Source organism: Vibrio sp. D401a (assembly GCF_030248515.1).
GTDB lineage: Bacteria > Pseudomonadota > Gammaproteobacteria > Enterobacterales > Vibrionaceae > Vibrio > Vibrio rotiferianus.
In genome coordinates this window covers 165,410-183,021 of sequence record NZ_JAHGAI010000001.1, presented here as the reverse complement: position 1 = coordinate 183,021, position 17,612 = coordinate 165,410, and the positions used below count along the sequence as shown (strand labels likewise).

Annotated in this window: 17 protein-coding genes; all 17 read right to left on the bottom strand. The window is 43.7% G+C overall.

Translation table 11 applies throughout. The features are described 5' to 3' along the window. Window positions 1–3 precede the first annotated feature (3 nt). Window positions 4–948: a hypothetical protein gene (locus tag KIV41_RS00820; protein ID WP_285335521.1), complete on the bottom strand. Its 945-nt coding sequence runs from the start codon at window positions 946–948 to the stop codon at window positions 4–6. Further along, complete coding sequence (locus KIV41_RS00815; protein WP_252041503.1) at window positions 949–1,656, bottom strand: prepilin-type N-terminal cleavage/methylation domain-containing protein; 708 nt, start codon at window positions 1,654–1,656, stop codon at window positions 949–951. It lies immediately after the preceding gene. Next, window positions 1,643–2,089, bottom strand: a complete 447-nt coding sequence (locus tag KIV41_RS00810; protein WP_252041501.1) for a type II secretion system protein — start codon at window positions 2,087–2,089, stop codon at window positions 1,643–1,645. The genes KIV41_RS00815 and KIV41_RS00810 overlap by 14 nt, the downstream gene beginning before the upstream one ends. Beyond that, the gene (locus KIV41_RS00805; RefSeq protein ID WP_285335520.1) at window positions 2,061–2,480 is read right to left on the bottom strand and encodes a prepilin-type N-terminal cleavage/methylation domain-containing protein; all 420 of its coding nucleotides are present in this window, start codon (window positions 2,478–2,480) and stop codon (window positions 2,061–2,063) included. Before KIV41_RS00805 ends, KIV41_RS00810 begins: the two co-directional genes overlap by 29 nt. Further along, window positions 2,480–2,890, bottom strand: a complete 411-nt coding sequence (gene gspG / locus KIV41_RS00800; protein ID WP_072604277.1) for a type II secretion system major pseudopilin GspG — start codon at window positions 2,888–2,890, stop codon at window positions 2,480–2,482. Before gspG ends, KIV41_RS00805 begins: the two co-directional genes overlap by 1 nt. An 11-nt stretch (window positions 2,891–2,901) precedes the next feature. Further along, a complete protein-coding gene (locus KIV41_RS00795; protein WP_038883497.1) occupies window positions 2,902–4,083 on the bottom strand; it encodes a type II secretion system F family protein in 1,182 nt (393 codons plus the stop codon). An 11-nt stretch (window positions 4,084–4,094) separates the two neighbouring features. Further along, window positions 4,095–5,756 (bottom strand): GspE/PulE family protein, encoded by a 1,662-nt coding sequence (locus KIV41_RS00790; protein ID WP_285335519.1) that lies wholly within the window; start codon window positions 5,754–5,756, stop codon window positions 4,095–4,097. Between the two features lie 24 nt (window positions 5,757–5,780). Then, complete coding sequence (locus KIV41_RS00785; RefSeq protein ID WP_010445188.1) at window positions 5,781–6,566, bottom strand: ABC transporter permease; 786 nt, start codon at window positions 6,564–6,566, stop codon at window positions 5,781–5,783. A gap of 285 nt (window positions 6,567–6,851) precedes the next feature. Beyond that, the gene (gene rfbC, locus KIV41_RS00780) at window positions 6,852–7,388 is read right to left on the bottom strand and encodes a dTDP-4-dehydrorhamnose 3,5-epimerase (protein WP_010445186.1); all 537 of its coding nucleotides are present in this window, start codon (window positions 7,386–7,388) and stop codon (window positions 6,852–6,854) included. Between the two features lie 2 nt (window positions 7,389–7,390). Then, window positions 7,391–8,275 (bottom strand): glucose-1-phosphate thymidylyltransferase RfbA, encoded by an 885-nt coding sequence (gene rfbA, locus KIV41_RS00775; protein WP_038883490.1) that lies wholly within the window; start codon window positions 8,273–8,275, stop codon window positions 7,391–7,393. A 2-nt stretch (window positions 8,276–8,277) separates the two neighbouring features. Then, on the bottom strand, window positions 8,278–9,168 hold the full coding sequence (gene rfbD / locus KIV41_RS00770) for a dTDP-4-dehydrorhamnose reductase (protein WP_252041494.1): 891 nt from the start codon (window positions 9,166–9,168) through the stop codon (window positions 8,278–8,280). Continuing rightward, the gene (gene rfbB / locus KIV41_RS00765) at window positions 9,168–10,250 is read right to left on the bottom strand and encodes a dTDP-glucose 4,6-dehydratase (RefSeq protein WP_038883485.1); all 1,083 of its coding nucleotides are present in this window, start codon (window positions 10,248–10,250) and stop codon (window positions 9,168–9,170) included. The genes rfbD and rfbB overlap by 1 nt, the downstream gene beginning before the upstream one ends. A gap of 396 nt (window positions 10,251–10,646) precedes the next feature. Then, window positions 10,647–12,206: a hypothetical protein gene (locus tag KIV41_RS00760; RefSeq protein WP_252041492.1), complete on the bottom strand. Its 1,560-nt coding sequence runs from the start codon at window positions 12,204–12,206 to the stop codon at window positions 10,647–10,649. 78 nt (window positions 12,207–12,284) lie between these two features. Continuing rightward, window positions 12,285–13,250, bottom strand: coding sequence for a glycosyltransferase family 2 protein (locus KIV41_RS00755; RefSeq protein ID WP_252041490.1), 966 nt, complete (start codon window positions 13,248–13,250; stop codon window positions 12,285–12,287). After that, complete coding sequence (locus KIV41_RS00750; protein WP_252041488.1) at window positions 13,244–14,161, bottom strand: glycosyltransferase family 2 protein; 918 nt, start codon at window positions 14,159–14,161, stop codon at window positions 13,244–13,246. The genes KIV41_RS00755 and KIV41_RS00750 overlap by 7 nt, the downstream gene beginning before the upstream one ends. A gap of 217 nt (window positions 14,162–14,378) precedes the next feature. Then, complete coding sequence (locus tag KIV41_RS00745) at window positions 14,379–16,628, bottom strand: hypothetical protein (protein WP_252041486.1); 2,250 nt, start codon at window positions 16,626–16,628, stop codon at window positions 14,379–14,381. Window positions 16,629–16,637: 9 nt separating this feature from the next. Then, window positions 16,638–17,603: a glycosyltransferase family 2 protein gene (locus KIV41_RS00740; RefSeq protein WP_252041484.1), complete on the bottom strand. Its 966-nt coding sequence runs from the start codon at window positions 17,601–17,603 to the stop codon at window positions 16,638–16,640. Window positions 17,604–17,612 lie beyond the last annotated feature (9 nt).

Here is a 17,612-nt window from a genome sequence, read left to right as displayed (position 1 = left end):
TGCCTATGGTTGTGTATGGGTAAAATAACGATATTGGTCGGGAAAATACCACGATATACGAGGCACAGGAAGTGAGTATGCGTATATCTCATATTCACCTCTTGCTCGGACTCCCTTATATTGGAAGCGGATAGTGTAATCCACACTTGGGGACATACTTCCCTCACCAAAAGCCATGCCTAGTGACTGAAAAGTACTTTGGACTCCTCGCCAGTTTGCATTGGCTTTGAGTCGATCTAGCCTTTCAATATCATCGGCATTAAAGCCATATAGCGTTTGTAGTAGAATATCTGGCGTTGCGGCATAGTTCAGTTGATCTTGCCCACCAAGCGTGAGCAAGTCTCTTAATCCATACTTAGGTAGCGGCCTCAACTCATCCATTTCTGGTGAGGGCTCATCACTCGCAATATTCCATCGACCATTATAAATTTCAGGTGTAATTTCAGAGATCAGCATTAGCTCATCTAAACTACGAAACAGAGCTTGCCTAGGCAGCACTGCAGCATCAATAGGAAGCTGTCCCCCCGGCGTTTGCCAGTTAATGATGGCTTGTGTTGTATTGGTATCAAAGCCTGGGCCTAAATATGCTCGAAATAATTCGCTAAGCAATTTACGATCAATAAAACGTAGGCTCATTAAACCCGCATGATCTTGAATCGATACCCAAACATCATTGGATAATTTGGTTGGTGTTCCATCCGTCAACAACAGTGTTTGACCTAATTGATAGGCTCCAGGTTGTTGCTCTCCCGCCAACATCGCGTAAAACACACGTTGCTCTGCGTTGTGAATCTCTAGCCTTGCTTGCCATTGATCGCGCATGTTTTCCGTATCAGCGACTTTGTTTCGATCTCTCACCATTACCACGCTCGCCATTGCTGTGAGAATTGCGAGTATAATAAGAGTCAACGGCAATACGACGCCTGTTTGATGACGATTAATTCTCATCTAGAACACACTCAATCGAGTTTCTTGGCTATAAGCCGCTGTTTTTGTTGGTAGATAAAACTGCCATACGTATTCTTTGCCATTTTGAGTAAAATGAAGTTTCACCGTCTGCGGCACTTCTTGCTCAAAACGTGCATCATATTCCTGAGACCATAAACCTTCGGGTCTACGTCTAAAGGTGTTGTATTTGATTTCCCACGGCGTAGCCTCATCGCGCGGTGCAAGGTAATACTCCCACTCCAAACTTTGAATGTCTTTAAGCAATACCAATGTGTTGGACTCGGCCGCCTCCTGCGGAATACTCAGGTATGGGTCACTGTATGGCCACTGACGAAATACTAACTGACTCATCCCATTACTCTGACTTTCGAGTGTTAAGTTAACACTCGCATATGTGCCCGGACCCGATATGATTGGTGCATTGCTAATGAACGACACGTCGTTAGCTGTACCTAAAAAGTGTGGCGCTTCAGTACCATACGATATTTGAAATGTCGCGCTGTTTGCTTGAGTAAAGAGCTGTTGCAACCATTGCTTACGTTGAAACATATGATAGCTTTGATCCGTAGATCTCATTGCCCTATCCCATTGGCTTCTGCCTTGCTCCAAACCTATTAGGACGAGTGATACGACTGAAGAAAACACGACCAGTGCAACAAGTACTTCAATCAGTGTGAAACCTTTACTATGACGCTTAGCGGGATACACCGGTTTTCCTCTCCCACCCCATCTGATCAAATTCAAAACTGCGCTCTACTTTTTTTTCCTGATAGACCACATTAATCGTAAATATTTGAACATGATTCTGGTTGGTGTTGTCTTCGCTACGTAACCTCAATAGAGGACTAATTGGTGTTGCTCGCCACTGAAACGTGATATCACCTTGCGAGCCAACACCTTGTTGATTTGCCGATGGGTTGATATGTGACAACTCCATAAAAATGGATTGCTCGACATCGACTCGATGCTGAACTTGTTGAATTCGGTTTGCTGTAATTCCCGATTGCTGAAACATCTGGAAAATCACAGAGAAACCCGCGGCTAAAATCGCAAGTGCGACTAAAACTTCAATTAACGTAAAACCACGTTGAGGCGTTTTACGAGCTTGTGAATTATCGGCGAGCAATGTTAACCGTTCCATCTGGCGTTGCTATTTCAATTTTCCAATACGCTTCTTTTGACTCCACTTGAAGGTTAATTGTACCACCAGCAGTAAAGCCATCCGCACGGACTATAATGACGTCACTTTTTTGTAAAGTAAGGTCGTATTCAGCCGCGAGCTTTTGCCATTTAGGATTTTGCTGCTCAAACACGAAGTTTTCCCCTTGTTTACGTAGCAGCACAGCTCGATCACGAACTTTTCCCCAGAATTTTTCAACTTGTTGCTGCTGTGCGAAGCGAGTGTATTGGCCCCAAAGCTGTGGGACAACAATGGTGCTGACTGCACCAAGCAGTGCAAGAACAACGAGTAGCTCGATCATGGTAAAACCACGAGTACTCTTGATTTTTGCCGTCAGCACCTTAGTTGGCATTACTTAATACCAACGTCTTGATCTTCACCTTCACCACCAGCTTTATTGTCTCGGCCTAAGGTGTATAGTGCGAACTCATAATTTGGTTTTAGTTCGTAATGGTATGCTCGGTTCCATGGATCAAGCGGGATTTCTTTCGCTAGGTATGGGCCATTCCACATAGTGGTATCGCCTGGGTTTTCCATTAGCGCATCAAGGCCTTGTTCAGTGCTTGGGTATTCACCCATATCAAGACGATAAGTATTCAGTGCTGAAGTTAGCAGTTCAATTTGTGCGCCTGCCACTTTAGTTTTTGATGAACCCACTTGGTTAAACAGTTGAGGACCAACCAAGCCAGCTAGCAAAGAGATTAGGACAAGTACGACTAGCAACTCTATCAGCGTAAAGCCACGTTGTTTTTGGTTATTCATTTTTTACCTCTTTATAGGCTGATATTGTTCACTGAAATAATGCCAGATATCAGCACGATCATAATACTACCTACGATCCCCCCCATGATTACAATCACTAAGGGCTCTAGTATGGTAAGGATTTGTTTCAAACCTTTAGAGAGACGACGCTCATACAAATTATGTATTTCTCGGAAACATGGCACGAGAGAAGCCCCCGCCTCGCCGGTATGAATGAGGCGAATAACCATAGGTGGAAATACATGATATTCAGCAAGTGAATCTGCAAGGCCTTTACCCTCGCGTACTTTTACTACGACGTGGTTTAAGCGCTTTCTTAATTGCGTGTCAGAAATGCTATTGAGTGTGATTTCTACAGACTCAACAAGTTCCACTCCAGATTGCAAAAGCTTTTGCATACTACTGGAAAATTGAACTATGTTCCATGAATCGATGAGGTTACGAAACATGGGGATTATGCATAAGGTTTGCATAGCATAATCTTTGAGGTTGCCATACTTTGCGCTGTAATAAACTCCGCCAATCAATGCAGACATTAAAATAAGAATAATAGTTAGGTTATCATTCAAAAATGCTGAAATATCTAGCAATGTGCCAAGTGCGCCGGCGTCTCCTCCACCTTGAACCATATTCTCAAAGTTCGGGATAACATAGAGGAACATGAAGAATACCGTCGCCACACAAACAACCAGCAGGAACGCTGGGTAGGTCAATGCCGACTTTACTTCACTTACTAGCTTCTCTTCTCGCTCGATACGTTCAGAAATGCTAAATAGCGCCTCTCCTAGCTGACCACTTGCTTCACCCAAACGTAGCATTGAAGAGACGTAAAACGGGAAGGCATCGGGCTGAGCACTAATGGCTTCGGACAAGCTTGAGCCACTCTCAATGTCACTGTATAAACGCTTAAGTACTAATTCCATTTGCTTGTCTTCAACGTTTTCCAGCAAAGAAAGCATACACTGGTCTAGCGGCATGCCACTTTCTCGCAGTGTGGCGAGTTCGCGCAATGTGGTGATCAGGGTTTCACGGCCTAGATTTTTCGCACCACTGGAGCGCTGTTCAGTCAACATAACAACTTGTCGTTGCTGCTGTTGCAACTGCCGTTTCGCTTGCTGCTCGCTTTCTGCTTGTAGCCATCCGTCGATCAATGAACCGTCTTTTCGGCGTGCGACGTATTTAAACTGCTTCATTGGTTAATCCTTTAGCCTACAACACGTAGCACTTCTTCTAGCGTGGTGTCTCCTAATGCTGCTCGCATCAAGGCATCCTGACGTAAATTACGCATGTTCTGCTTTTTAGCGACTTGCTGTAACTCTGTCATTTCTAGCTCTGCTGTTTCTTCCTCAGACCAGCCTAACAGTTCGAAAATAGCCAGACGTCCGTGGTAACCAGTGCCATTACATTGGTCACAGCCACACGCTTTGTACCAAGTGACTTGTTGTGGTAACAAATGCCCCCAACGCGAGTAAACATCTTGGTATCCAAGTGACTGAGCCGCTTGCTCACCATGTCCATCTACTTGCTTACAATGCGGGCATAACTTACGCACAAGACGCTGCGCCATGATGCCAACTACTGTTGATTTAATTAAGTAATCTGGAATGCCGATGTCTTTCAAACGAATAAAGCTGCTTGGTGCATCATTGGTGTGTAACGTTGATAGTACGAAGTGACCTGTTAGCGCAGACTGAATCGCGATTTGTGAGGTTTCTTTATCGCGCATCTCACCAATCAACATGATATCTGGGTCTTGACGAAGTGCAGAACGCAATACGTGAGCGAAGCTCAAACCAATGTCTGAGTTGACTTGGATTTGAGTTAACCCCTTCATTTGGTATTCCACCGGATCTTCTACTGTGATGATTTTAGTTTGATCATCATTGAGCTGGCCAAGAAGTGTATACAAGGAGGTGGTTTTACCGCTACCTGTTGGTCCTGTTATCAGGAAAATACCGGTTTTCTTGCTCAAGATATCTTGAATAATGCCTTTTTGATCAGGCAGCATATCCAGCTCTTTGCGCTGCTGCTCTTGGCTTTGCTTCTCGTTCGCAAGCAAACGAAGCACCGCATTCTCACCGTAAACGGTAGGTGTGGTTGCAACACGAATATCGACCTGTAGGCCAGATAGTCGAACACGGATACGACCATCTTGTGGCAGACGCTTTTCTGAAATATCCAAGCCCGCCATTAACTTAATACGCGATAAAATCGCTGAGTGCTGTGCCATTCCTGGCTGATCAACGGTACGTAAAACCCCATCAACACGGTAGCGCACAGAGAATTGTTGCTTGTTTACTTCAAAATGAATATCTGATGCGTTCTCTTTGATTGCACGTTGAATACATTCATTCACAAACTTAACGACAGGAGCCGAACTGCTGTCTTGCTCCGTTAATGCGGTTGCCGTTGTCTGTTGCTCATCTATGGTTGAGAGCAATTGACGCATTTCGTAGTTCGAGCACAACACTGGAATGACATGTAGGTTGTGCGTTCTTAGCAATGACTCAAATACGAAGTCATCCCAAATATCGCTTTGAGCAACAAGTAATTCGTTGTCGTTTTTTAAAAGAGGGAACGCTTGACGCTGCTGCCACCATTCAGCCGGATATAATGACAATGCCAACTCTGACGGCGGCAGATCGCTGCCATAATGCTGCTCTAGAATATCGGCAAGTAAAGGTAACTCTAGCTGTTCACTTAACGCGGCGAGGATATCTTGCTCAGAACACAAGCCATGCGAAACACATAGCTCACCAAAGCGAGCTCGCTTTCCTATCGGGGCTTGTTCCTGAAGAGCGATAATTTGTTCTATGTCCTCATCCGAGATGAGTTGCTTCTGTTTGAGTCGCTCACCTAAAAGCATGATTCCCTCATTTAACATGTTATTTTATAAAATATCTGAAAAGCTCGGACGTAAACGACCGAAGAATTTGTAGGTCATAAAGCCACATACAATGCTCACGACACCCAAAGTGAATAGGTGTGTCATATTTGGCATTTGACCGTACAAGATGCTGCGGATTGCATCCGCTATTGGACTTATTGGGTTGAAATACAAAACTTGTGCCAGCTCATCTGGCGCAGATTGCGCCGAGAAGAAGACTGTACTCGTAAATAACAATACTGTGATCAAAACCGGCATCATTTGTGACACATCACGAATGAATAGGCCAAGCGCTGACACTAAATATGCGATTGCGGTCAAAGTGCAAACGTACACTAACAAGACCAGTGGCAAATAAATAATGTAGGTATAATCGGCAATGTAGTGGTTGAATGCACCGTAGGCAAATGCAAGCAGTAAACCAAATAAATAGTTCACGCCTGCACTACAAACGGAAATCATTGGCAGCATTGCAACTGGAAAACGTACCTTTTTCACTAGGTTACTGTTGTTTCTAATCACATTACTGGTTGTGGTTAGCACTTCTGCCATATAGGTATGGGTTAAAATACCCACAAACAGCATCAGACCGTAATCGGCTTGCTCTGTCGCTGTTAAATGCCACTTTGCTTTAAATACGGTCAGGAAAACAGTGGAGTAAATGGCAAGCATCATCAAAGGCGTTACAAGATTCCATAGGAAGCCTAGTAATGTACCTTGGTATTTTGCTTTGACTTCTCGACGCACCATAGTGCGGAAAAGTTGACGGTTTTCTTTGGTTGGAAACATGTTTTAGCCAAAATTTGCGAGTCGATATTAATAATGTTGTCTGAATCTGTTCCGTTCAGAGATTGGCTAATTGCCTGTTTTCGACTTTGTGTTCGGTTCTCTGTAGAGGCGAGCATGATACGAAATCTAACCAGAATTTGCACTTTTATTCGGCTATCTTTTGTATCCGCGGGTGTTTTGATAGGTATCAAGACGCAATGGTGTTTGATGCATTTACAAAAAGCATAACTCGCCTACTTTCTATAACGAAAAAGAAAAAAGTGAGGCAATGCCTCACTTCTAATCTTATTTCAGGGAGCTAAAGCTGATGCCTTGCTTGTCTTTCTCTGACAACGCGGGCTCACCCTCTAGCTGCCAGTCAATCGCTAGGTCTGGATCATCCCAACGAATGCTGCGCTCATACTGAGGCGCGTAGTAATCAGTGGTCTTGTAAAGAAACTCAGCGACCTCAGAAAGAACGCTAAAGCCATGTGCAAGGCCTGCAGGAATCCAAAGCTGGCGTTTGTTCTCTGCACTCAGGTTTACGGTAACAACTTTACCAAACGTTTCTGAGTCTTTACGAATATCAACTGCCACATCCAGTACTTCACCAACTGCACAACGTACTAGTTTTCCTTGTGCTTGTTGCTCTTGGTAATGCAATCCACGCAGTACATTTTTTACTGAGCGAGAATGGTTGTCTTGAACAAATTCGACTTTTTGACCGATCGCTTCTTCAAAACGTGCTTGGTTAAAGCTTTCAAAAAAGAAACCGCGATCATCACCATACACTGTCGGCTCGATGATGAATACATCTTTGATTTCAGTAGGGATAACTTTCATGCTTATTCCTCTAGCATGCGCAGTAGGTATTGGCCATAAGCATTTTTTGCCAACGGAGCTGCACATTTACGTACTTGATCTGCATCGATAAAGCCCATACGGTAGGCAATCTCTTCCGGCGCTGCAACTTTCAAACCTTGGCGATGCTCGATCGTTTGAATAAAGTTTGTTGCTTCAATCAGGCTCTCGTGAGTACCTGTATCTAGCCAAGCATAGCCACGACCCATTCTAGCAACAGAAAGCTCTCCGGACTCTAGGTAAATTCGGTTTAGGTCAGTGATTTCTAACTCGCCACGAGCTGAAGGTTTTAAGCTCTTCGCACGCTCTACCGCTTTCTCATCGTAGAAGTAAAGGCCAGTAACCGCGAAGTTGCTCTTCGGTACTTCTGGTTTTTCTTCTAGAGAAACAGCTGTACCTTCGTCATCAAATTCCACAACACCGTAGCGCTCGGGATCATGAACATGGTAAGCAAATACGGTTGCACCCGAATCTTGGTTGCTCGCTTCCGCCAATTGCTTTTGTAGTGAGTGGCCGTAGAAGATGTTGTCACCCAGTACCAATGCACTCGGTGCACCGTTTAAGAACTCTTCTGCGATAATAAATGCTTGCGCTAGACCATCTGGTGACTCTTGCACTGCATACTCCAGTGACAAACCCCATTGGCTACCATCACCAAGCAGTTGCTCAAAACGTGGGGTGTCTTGAGGCGTACTAATGATCAAGATTTCTTGAATACCTGCTAGCATCAGTGTGCTTAGCGGGTAGTAAATCATTGGCTTATCGTAAATTGGCAGTAGTTGTTTACTTACGGCCATAGTTACTGGGTACAGACGTGTGCCTGAACCACCAGCAAGGATAATACCCTTTCTTTTTTGTGTATTTTGCATTTTTAAGACTCTGTTAATTCTACAAGCATTCGTTCTACGCCGTGCTTCCAATGGGGAATGTTAAGCTCAAATGTTTGCTCAAACTTGGAAGTATCAAGACGTGAATTATGAGGTCTTTGTGCAGGGGTCGGGAAGCTGCTTGTTGGTACTGCATTCACTTCTTTAACGGCCAACTCAATACCGCTACGACGTGCGTAGTCAAAAACGAATTGCGCGTAGTCGTACCATGTGGTTTCACCCGATGCTACTAGGTGGTAAAGACCTGCTACCTCTGGTTTATTTAGCGCAACACGTAACGCATTTGCTGTGCAATCTGCCAACAATTCTGCGCCAGTAGGAGCACCCACTTGATCGTTGATGATTGAAAGTGCTTCTCTTTCTTTCGCCAACTTGAGCATGGTTTTCGCAAAGTTGTGACCACGACTTGCGTATACCCAACTTGTGCGGAAAATCAGATATTTGCTGCAGTGCTGAGCGACTACCTGCTCACCTTGAAGTTTACTAGCACCATACACATTCAATGGAGCAGTTGGAGCTTCTTCTTTACGAGCATGCTCTCCTGAACCGTCGAACACGTAATCTGTAGAGTAGTGTACAAGCCATGCGCCAAGCTTTTCTGCCGCTTTAGCGATAACTTCAACGCTGCCCGCGTTTACTTGATAAGCAACAGCTTGATCATCTTCGGCTTTATCTACGGCAGTGTAGGCTGCAGAGTTAACGATGACGTTAGGCTTAAGCGCTAAAATTGTCTGCTCTAGCCCCTCTGGGTTAGTAAAATCACCACAGTAATCTGCGCTATCAAAGTCGACAGCCGTTACTTCTCCGAGACAGCTTAGGGAGCGTTGCAGCTCCCAACCAACTTGGCCATTTTTACCCAACAATAAGATTCGCATTACTTGCTAGCTCCATATTGCTGGTCAACCCATTGTTGGTACTCACCACTTTGAACGTTCTTCACCCATTCTTGGTTATCTAGGTACCATTGAACGGTTTTTTCGATGCCACTCTCAAATGACTCTTGTGGCTTCCAACCCAGCTCGCGTTCGATCTTGTCTGCGTCAATCGCATAACGACGGTCGTGACCTGGACGATCTTTTACGTAAGTAATTTGTTCTGCGTATGGCGTTGCTTTAGGAACTAAACGATCAAGGATTTTACAGATCGTTTGAACCACTTCTAAGTTTTGCTTCTCGTTGTGACCGCCGATGTTGTATGTTTCACCTACCACACCGTTTAGAACCACTTCTGTAAGTGCACGCGCGTGGTCTTCTACGAATAGCCAGTCACGAATTTGGTCGCCTTTACCGTAGATTGGTAGCGGCTTGTCTGCAAGGGCATTCAAGATAACTAATGGAATTAGCTTTTCAGGGAAGTGGTAAGGTCCGTAGTTGTTAGAGCAGTTAGTCACTAACACTGGCAGACCGTAAGTACGAGCCCATGCACGAACTAAGTGGTCACTTGATGCTTTCGATGCTGAGTACGGGCTACTCGGAGCGTAAGCCGTCGTCTCAGTGAATAGTGGTAGTTCACCGCCTTCAACTTCATCTGGATGTGGCAGATCGCCGTACACTTCATCTGTTGAAATATGGTGGAAGCGAAATGCTTGACGAGCATCTTCTGACAACTCATTCCAATACTTACGCGCACCTTCCAATAGGGTATAAGTACCGATGATGTTGGTATGGATAAATTCAGCAGGGCCGTCAATTGAACGATCAACATGTGACTCAGCAGCAAGGTGCATTACGGCGTCCGGCTGGTACTGTTCAAACAAACGTTTTACGTTGTCCGCATCGCAAATGTCGACCTGCTCAAAGGTGTAACGCTCTGAGTCTGCAACGCTAGCAAGAGACTGTAGGTTGCCTGCGTAAGTCAGTTTATCTACGTTTACTACGCTATGTTCTGTATTCTGAATTAGGTGACGAATAACCGCAGAACCAATAAAGCCTGCCCCACCGGTAACCATTATCTGCACAGCTGATTTTCCTTTGATTGATAATTACTAGATGCCAACTGAATAGCAATCGCGAGATCGTTTCAAACATGCAGCGTGTATTAGGCTACGTATCTGAGACCTCGATAAATATGAAAGACCCAAATCGATCGATAGGGGCATTCTTGATGAACTCTTTCACGAAAAGCCGTCCAAAATCGGAGTCTCTTCGCTCAACCTGTAATCATAACGGCTCTACCCATGAAAATAAAGCATGACCACTGCGGAGGAAAGACTCAATTGGAAATGCGTCAACGCCGTCAGGCAGCCTTGAGAAAATGTGTCAAGTGAGTGCTAATTTTACTTGTGATTACTATCAATTATTTACACACAACAAAAAAGCGCTCCAACAGGAGCGCTTTCGTAGTCAGAGTACTGCTACTTTTTGGTGTTATCCAACAGTAGGTAATCTTTGGTATCTAGAGTAGAAGCATGGTATTTAACATCATAGTCTGTCACCAAGAAACCGAAGCTATCTACGTTAGTATCTGAGTTGTAATCATCCTGTGCGATAGCCATTGGATCGCGATGTACTTTCAGGAACGTATCTTCAACACTTGTATCTGATGTGTAAAGCAATGACGCACTTGCTGAAACTAGGTTAGAACTCCAAATTGCGTCGACGACACTATTACCAAACGAGAACATACCTGGCATATCATTCGGCTTGCTGTAAATAGTGTGACGAATTTGGCCACCAGCATTGTCATCTACGTTTACAAAACTACGTTGAATACGCGCATTGCCTGTGTCTGGAGTCTGGTATGCACGTAAACAGGTGCCTACTTCAGACGCACTTGAACTACAAGCCATTAGCTCTAGTGGTGCGTGCATAGGAACATCTAACGCGCTCATTGAATTGGTTGCATCAATACCCGATGCAGGATTAGACACGCGATCTACTTGACTGAAGTTCCAGTTATTGAACGTACCTTCTGTTTGTAGGTAGTAGTTGCTGCTACCGATGCTGCTAGCAAAACTAAACTGCTCCGGAGCGTTCGGCAGTGCTTGCCACAAATATGAGTAGCCGCTGTACTTAACAAACAACTTCGCACTGTCGATTGTTGCGTCTTGTGGTGGATACCATTGCGGCTTGCTATCAGAATTTGAGTCACCGATTTCTTTTAACTCTAGTGGCTTAGTACCAAGGTTAGTACCTGTGATGAAACGGTACTCTTGAAGTGGACGATAGCGAGACTCTGCTTCTGATTCGTTGATGTTGTCTTGAGTATCGTCAACATGACGGTCGTAACGCACGGCTAGCATTGGTTTGTTACCCAACTCTAACTCAGCGTTAAGTGGTGATACTGACCAGTAGTTGCCGTCCGGCGTGTTAAAACCAAATACGCCTGTTGGTTCGCCACGATCATCGAAAGTTTGTTTCTTAGAAGTAAATGTTGGTGGCTTAGCTCCTGACGTAATACATTTTTTCTCTTGCGTCAGTGTTGCTGGCGGTGTTGTAAATGTCATTGAACCATTTAGTACGTTCTTTTGGTATGACACTGCATCTAAGAATACAATGTTATTGCGCTGAAGCAATTGGTAAGTTGTAAGGTAACCATTTGATGGAATAAGCGATTGGTTAAACGACAACTTGCCGTTTTTCCATTCTGCGGCACCAGGAACAAAGTCTTTGATCATTCGGCCGTTGGCATCGTGAATTGCCACACGAACTGATGGCGAGCTAACTTTTGTCGCTAGGACAACATTTTTGTAGTCAACTTCTGGCTCTTCATCAGGCTTAGCTGGATCAGGGTCTTCGTAGAATACCTCTTCCGCATAAACAGAACATGTCGAGTTACTGCTTGCCGCTTTCTCAACATAAAAAGAAGCAAACTCAATATTATATTTTGGTGCTGGTGCAGAGCCACCGCTACTACCACCACAACCGGCAAGAATTAATGGAGTCAGTATTGCTAAGGGAGTCAGTTTGTTCATCGAATTAAGCCTCGCCAAAAAGTTGTCGTAATTTCCTTTGCTACAACCAATAAGCAATATCGATGCCAAAATATCCAATTATAGTTTCAAAAGAACCACTATCATGAGAAGTACCGTGCCTAAAGCATGGCTACGACCTAACATACCATGTTGATATAGCGATATTTTTTTCATTAGGCTGGATCGAGGGAGCTCGGAAATCCCCCTCAATTGTTCAAGTTCTTTCTTTGCCTCTAGCTCATCCATCTCTTTGCCATATATGCGGAGAAAGGCTGCCGCCTGCTTGACCACATCATGCACACTTTGCTCAAAGCGTTGGAACTGCTTCCCTATCCCGCGTAGCGAGCGCTTTTTAGCTCCAATCGTGTTGAATTGATGCTGACGGTAGGCAATAAGGGGCTTTTCGATAAAAATCAACACTCCAAATTGCTTTGCCACAAGAGCCAACCACCAATCATGCATGTAGGCATCTGATGGGATAGGCAATGATTTATCTATCAAAGCTCGATTAAAAATACTGGTGCAACCAGATACCGTATTTTGCTGTAGTAAGTTGCCCCAATCTGATGGCCATGAATATGGGATGTTCTTGAACTTAAAGTAAGAGTCGGCAATTAACTGGCAACGGTTATCGACAATGTGCATTTCACTGTACGCTAGCGCAGGAATAGCTGAACCAATGTAAGGCTTTATGCTTTCATAGCTGGTAACAATTTTATCTTCAAACCAAACATCATCTTGATCGCACAACATGACTAAAGGGGCAGACGTTAACTCGATTCCGCGACAAAAATTGCCGCTAGGTCCCAAGCTTTTGCCGCTGGATGGCACCCACTTGATTAAAGAGTCAGAACTAGCGTAATCGGCAACAATCGCTTCAGTCGCATCTGAAGAGCCGTCATCAATGATAATGAAAGACTTAACCAAGCTTGAATAAGCTTGGTTATTTTGGATAGATTCAATTTGCTCTTTTAGGTAAACAGCACCGTTGTATGTCGCTAAAACAATATCAATACAAGGCTGAACTTGAAATACGTTTAACACGCCTCACGTTCCAACAGTTCATCTACAGCGCGAGAGCGACTTATTTCAATCGACTCCACCGCATTAATTGGCTTTACAACAACACGTGTGTTTGCGACAACTGGCTGAGCTGAACTGGTTGAGGCCGGAAGGTAAAGGTGAGAGCGCTTTGCTGCGACTTTCTTTCGACTAAAACAGTAACGAAACACACTGCTAACATGCCATACAAAGAACTTACTGAACATTTTTTTGCTGTCACGTTGACGCCAGTGAATCGCCTTTACGTCTTCCACTAACTCTACTGGAATACCAGCCTTTGATGCACGGTAGCAAAAGTCGATATCCTCGCAGTACATGTAATAACGCTCATCCAAACCACCAAGCTTCTTATATAGAGGTGCGTTTATAGCAATGAAAGCACCACTTGCCCAGTAACGCCCATCTTCAGGTAAGCCTTGTTTTCGGTCGATCATCGTTGAGCGGTTGCCTAAGAGGTAGGTTTTTGCAAACTGATACAAACGCGGATAACGCCTGATGTTGTCATCGGTTGTAGTAAAATCTTCATCGAGGAATAGATTACCAGCCAAGATACCTTGAGGCTTATCAGTCAGTGACTTACGAAGCTCTTGAATCGTTGTTGGTGTTAGCTCAACGTCTGGATTGAATAGCACAAAGTAATCATCATCTTGTGGTTCTAAGTGCTCTCGATAGTAAACAAAGTTCAAATTATTATTTACTGCATAACCACACGAATAACGATTCTCAATATAGATAATTTCATGTGCTGAGCAATACTCTCGAAGTCTTGCATCACCAGTATTATCTCGACAAATAACGGTTACATCTTCATTTTCTGCCAGTTGTGCAAGTGAATTTAATTTCGCGATCATTTCATAATGATTGTGTGAAATTGTTGAGATGATTATGCGCATTATTTGCTCTTATATACCTAGCTTCTGAATTTAATTTGTTATTGAGAGCAACTCTCAATAACAAGCCACCAACAGGCGAAATTACCAATTTCAGTACTACAGGATGGGTCAAGATTTCACTTATGGCAAATGTGACATCACGATGATAAAGCGACCTTACGCAGACTTCAACCTTACAAAGTCAGCATTCAGTTAACCTTTAACCAATCAAGTAGACTTAAAACTTACATTGATATCGGCCTAAACCTTGTCCAATATTTAATACAACATCACCAAACAAAGAACTTTTACTTACAATACAGAGCCCCGAGTTATCCAGTTTTGAAAGGTACTTATCTATATTTTGGACATATATTTCAAAGCCAGAATATGCCAGCCTCTTATCATTTAACGCTCGAGCAACATCTGGCCTGAATACACTCCTGGCAAACAAAATATCGTCCTTATCAAACTGCCCAATGAGATCTATTCTTTCGGATGGTGCCCACCCCTGAATTAGCATTTCGTTTTCTTTTAGAGAGACGACATCAATACTACCAGAACGCGAAGACGTACTTGAAAACTGAGCGCTCTGACCTGTTTCATAAGTTAGGTCAACGAACTTCAACTCTTCATGTGCATTTAAGTAAGACTTACTTGGTAAGACATCAACAATAGGCACTGTAACTACGTCAGGTGAAGTTGCTTCTGGGACATCAACTGAGTTAGAAAGCATGATATGAGCATAACGATTGAATGTCACATTCAAAGCTTCATCTGAAAGCTCTGGATACATTTTCGCAAAGAAAGGGATCTTCGGTTGAATCAACACTGTTGTAAACGAGTTCATCCCTAAACCGGATAAAATCGCCCCAGGATAATCTCTAGATACAACCCATTTATCACGTTTATTTGATGAATGAGCACCATCATCATGTTCAACAGCACCAGTAATTCGCTCAATAGGATATGCAGTTGAAGCTAGAGACTTCACTTCAGGTTTGTTATGTAACTCGAAAATTGGAAACGCTGTTTGAGCAGGATTAAACCAAGAATACGAGAGGGCATTAGGTAAGAGGGCAATAAGTAGAATAGCTAACGCGCCTTTTTGATGGCTTAGCGCACCCTTTTTAAATGCAAAGAAACACCAAATACCTAGCACTAATAGCGCTGATAACTCAAATAAGGACTTCTTACCCCAAGGTATCAAAGACAATATTGATGGCAATGAAACTGAGAATACAAAGAAACTCAAGAATAACAACACTCTCAGCGGCGTTAGGCGAATGGTCCCTGTAACCAAAACAACCAGAGATAGGTAGTTAATAACTAAGCCACTTAAAAATACCATCCGATTCGATGGAATTTGGTCTAGTAGCATTATTTTTGCTAGGAACGACGGTACAGGGAGTAGCATCCACGCAGTAGCGACTCCAAAGAGTATAAGAGAACATGTTAATGCGCGCTTAACGAGAGGCTTGGTTGTATCAGGCGTGACAAAGAAGGCCGTTGCAACAGGTAGTAAACTGGCTATTGCACCTACTTCGCAAATGTTCAACCCGATCAAATTATCAAAATTCGAATGTGTTAAGAATGGGACAATCGTAGATAACCACAATAACCATTCACTTTGCCCTCCGACTGAGACTCTTTGCCCCGGGTAAACCGTACCCATCATCGCAGGAATGATATCTTTGTAATAAAACAGCGTTATAGCTACAGCAAATAGGCACGCGATCGCGGTAAAGCATAGTTGAGGAAGTGATCGCTTCCACCAATCACTTTGATGAATAAACAAAAGGAGAACACCAAAGTAAGCAACAGATATGATTACAGGTGGGTATGTATGCGATAACAACCATACAACAGCAACAAAAGTCAGCTTAAAGTAGTGATAGACGGAATGTTTCCATTCTAGAACGACCAGCAAAAGCCAAGAGCTCAGAGCAAGTACTGGCCCCAAGGTCGTCCACCAAAACTGAACAAAGCCTGTAAAAAACAAGGTAAGAGCAAACAGTGCTGAGTAAATACCTCGCGCTTTGGTATCATCCACAAAATCTTCAAGACACTTACTCGCGAGTCGCTTCCAACCGAGTAGAAAGGCAACAATGATCAGCCCGTGATGTAAAGCAAACGCACGTGCTGGTTCAAATATCCAAAATGGCCACATGAGCGGCTTAAATACCAGCGCCCAGTCCCATAAAGGCAGCGCATTAAAACCTCGCAAGTCTTGGTGGTACACTGACAACTCATTAAACCGCTCAAAGCCGTTAAGCACTGCCATTTGCATGTAAGGTGTCCACACCACCCATTCATCAGAACGAATCATTCGTGGCGACGCCCAAAGCAAGCCTTCGCCTTTATAACCAAACAATTCCAATACAATACCGTACGAAGATGGTGTAATAGCAAACACTGTTATTGGGATTAATAATGCAACGCAAAACCAATCGAACTTATCAAGCGCTAGCCGTCTGAGAGATTTCAAATTATGCCCTTACTTTTTCTTTGCACCAGAAAACCAGCGTTGCAATGGCTTACTTGGGACATGTGTCATGTCATGATCAATTGCGCTCAGAAGGAGCTGGAAACCCATGATAATAGGCAATACTGCTAGCATTACAGTACCTGTGCTTGCTTCTTCTCCACTAACAATTGAACCAATCCAGTGGCTTCCACCCCAGAACGTTCCAAATATCATTAGCACTAAAGCAAGTACTAACTCCATGCTTGCACCATTAAAGTCACGCAAGAAGTAATTGTAAAACACGCGTTTGAAGAATGCTTTTAAATAAAGTGGCGGGAAATCTACAAGTACTTTTTTGACTGACAGGTTACTCACCTCATCGCCATAAATCGCGTCCATCGGAATATCTTGTACAACTGCACGTAACGTTCCTAAACGGAATAACATATCACTCTCGAAGAAGTAGCGACGACTTAGCTTCTCTAAAGGCATTAAGCGCAATGCTTGGGCATGGATAGCGGTATATCCATTTGTTGGGTCCATGACGTTCCAGTAGCCACTAGAGACTTTATTGATAAAGGAGAGTGCAGCGTTACCAAATTTACGAACAAATGGCATAGACGTAAGAGATTCAAGAGTAAAGAATCGAGAGCCTTTCGTGTAATCAGCACGGCCTTGAATGATAGGTTCAATGAAGTGAGGCAACAAAGATGGGTCCATCTGTCCATCACCATCTACCTTCACGACAATATCCATGTCATCTTCTAATGCCTGTTGGTAAGCCGTGACAATAGCACCGCCGACACCTTGGTTCTCAGAATGCCAAAGTACTTTAACTCGCTCATCTTGGTTGTTTTCAATCACAAAGTTTCCTGACTGCTCAGGGCAACAATCATCTACTACGTAAATTGTATCAACCTCAGTTCCAATACCTTCGATCACTGAAAGAATGTGAGATTTAACTTTGTAGCACGGGATGGCAACAGCGACTTTCATTTATATAAC

Coding starts and splice junctions, on each gene's coding strand:
- KIV41_RS00750 (WP_252041488.1), bottom strand. CDS start 14,161: ATGCGCATAATCATCTCAACAATTTCACACAATCATTATGAAATGATC.
- KIV41_RS00790 (WP_285335519.1), bottom strand. CDS start 5,756: ATGCTTTTAGGTGAGCGACTCAAACAGAAGCAACTCATCTCGGATGAG.
- KIV41_RS00760 (WP_252041492.1), bottom strand. CDS start 12,206: ATGAACAAACTGACTCCCTTAGCAATACTGACTCCATTAATTCTTGCC.
- KIV41_RS00795 (WP_038883497.1), bottom strand. CDS start 4,083: ATGAAGCAGTTTAAATACGTCGCACGCCGAAAAGACGGTTCATTGATC.
- rfbD (WP_252041494.1), bottom strand. CDS start 9,168: ATGCGAATCTTATTGTTGGGTAAAAATGGCCAAGTTGGTTGGGAGCTG.
- KIV41_RS00805 (WP_285335520.1), bottom strand. CDS start 2,480: ATGCCAACTAAGGTGCTGACGGCAAAAATCAAGAGTACTCGTGGTTTT.
- gspG (WP_072604277.1), bottom strand. CDS start 2,890: ATGAATAACCAAAAACAACGTGGCTTTACGCTGATAGAGTTGCTAGTC.
- KIV41_RS00785 (WP_010445188.1), bottom strand. CDS start 6,566: ATGTTTCCAACCAAAGAAAACCGTCAACTTTTCCGCACTATGGTGCGT.
- KIV41_RS00810 (WP_252041501.1), bottom strand. CDS start 2,089: ATGGAACGGTTAACATTGCTCGCCGATAATTCACAAGCTCGTAAAACG.
- KIV41_RS00740 (WP_252041484.1), bottom strand. CDS start 17,603: ATGAAAGTCGCTGTTGCCATCCCGTGCTACAAAGTTAAATCTCACATT.
- KIV41_RS00820 (WP_285335521.1), bottom strand. CDS start 948: ATGAGAATTAATCGTCATCAAACAGGCGTCGTATTGCCGTTGACTCTT.
- rfbC (WP_010445186.1), bottom strand. CDS start 7,388: ATGAAAGTTATCCCTACTGAAATCAAAGATGTATTCATCATCGAGCCG.
- rfbA (WP_038883490.1), bottom strand. CDS start 8,275: ATGCAAAATACACAAAAAAGAAAGGGTATTATCCTTGCTGGTGGTTCA.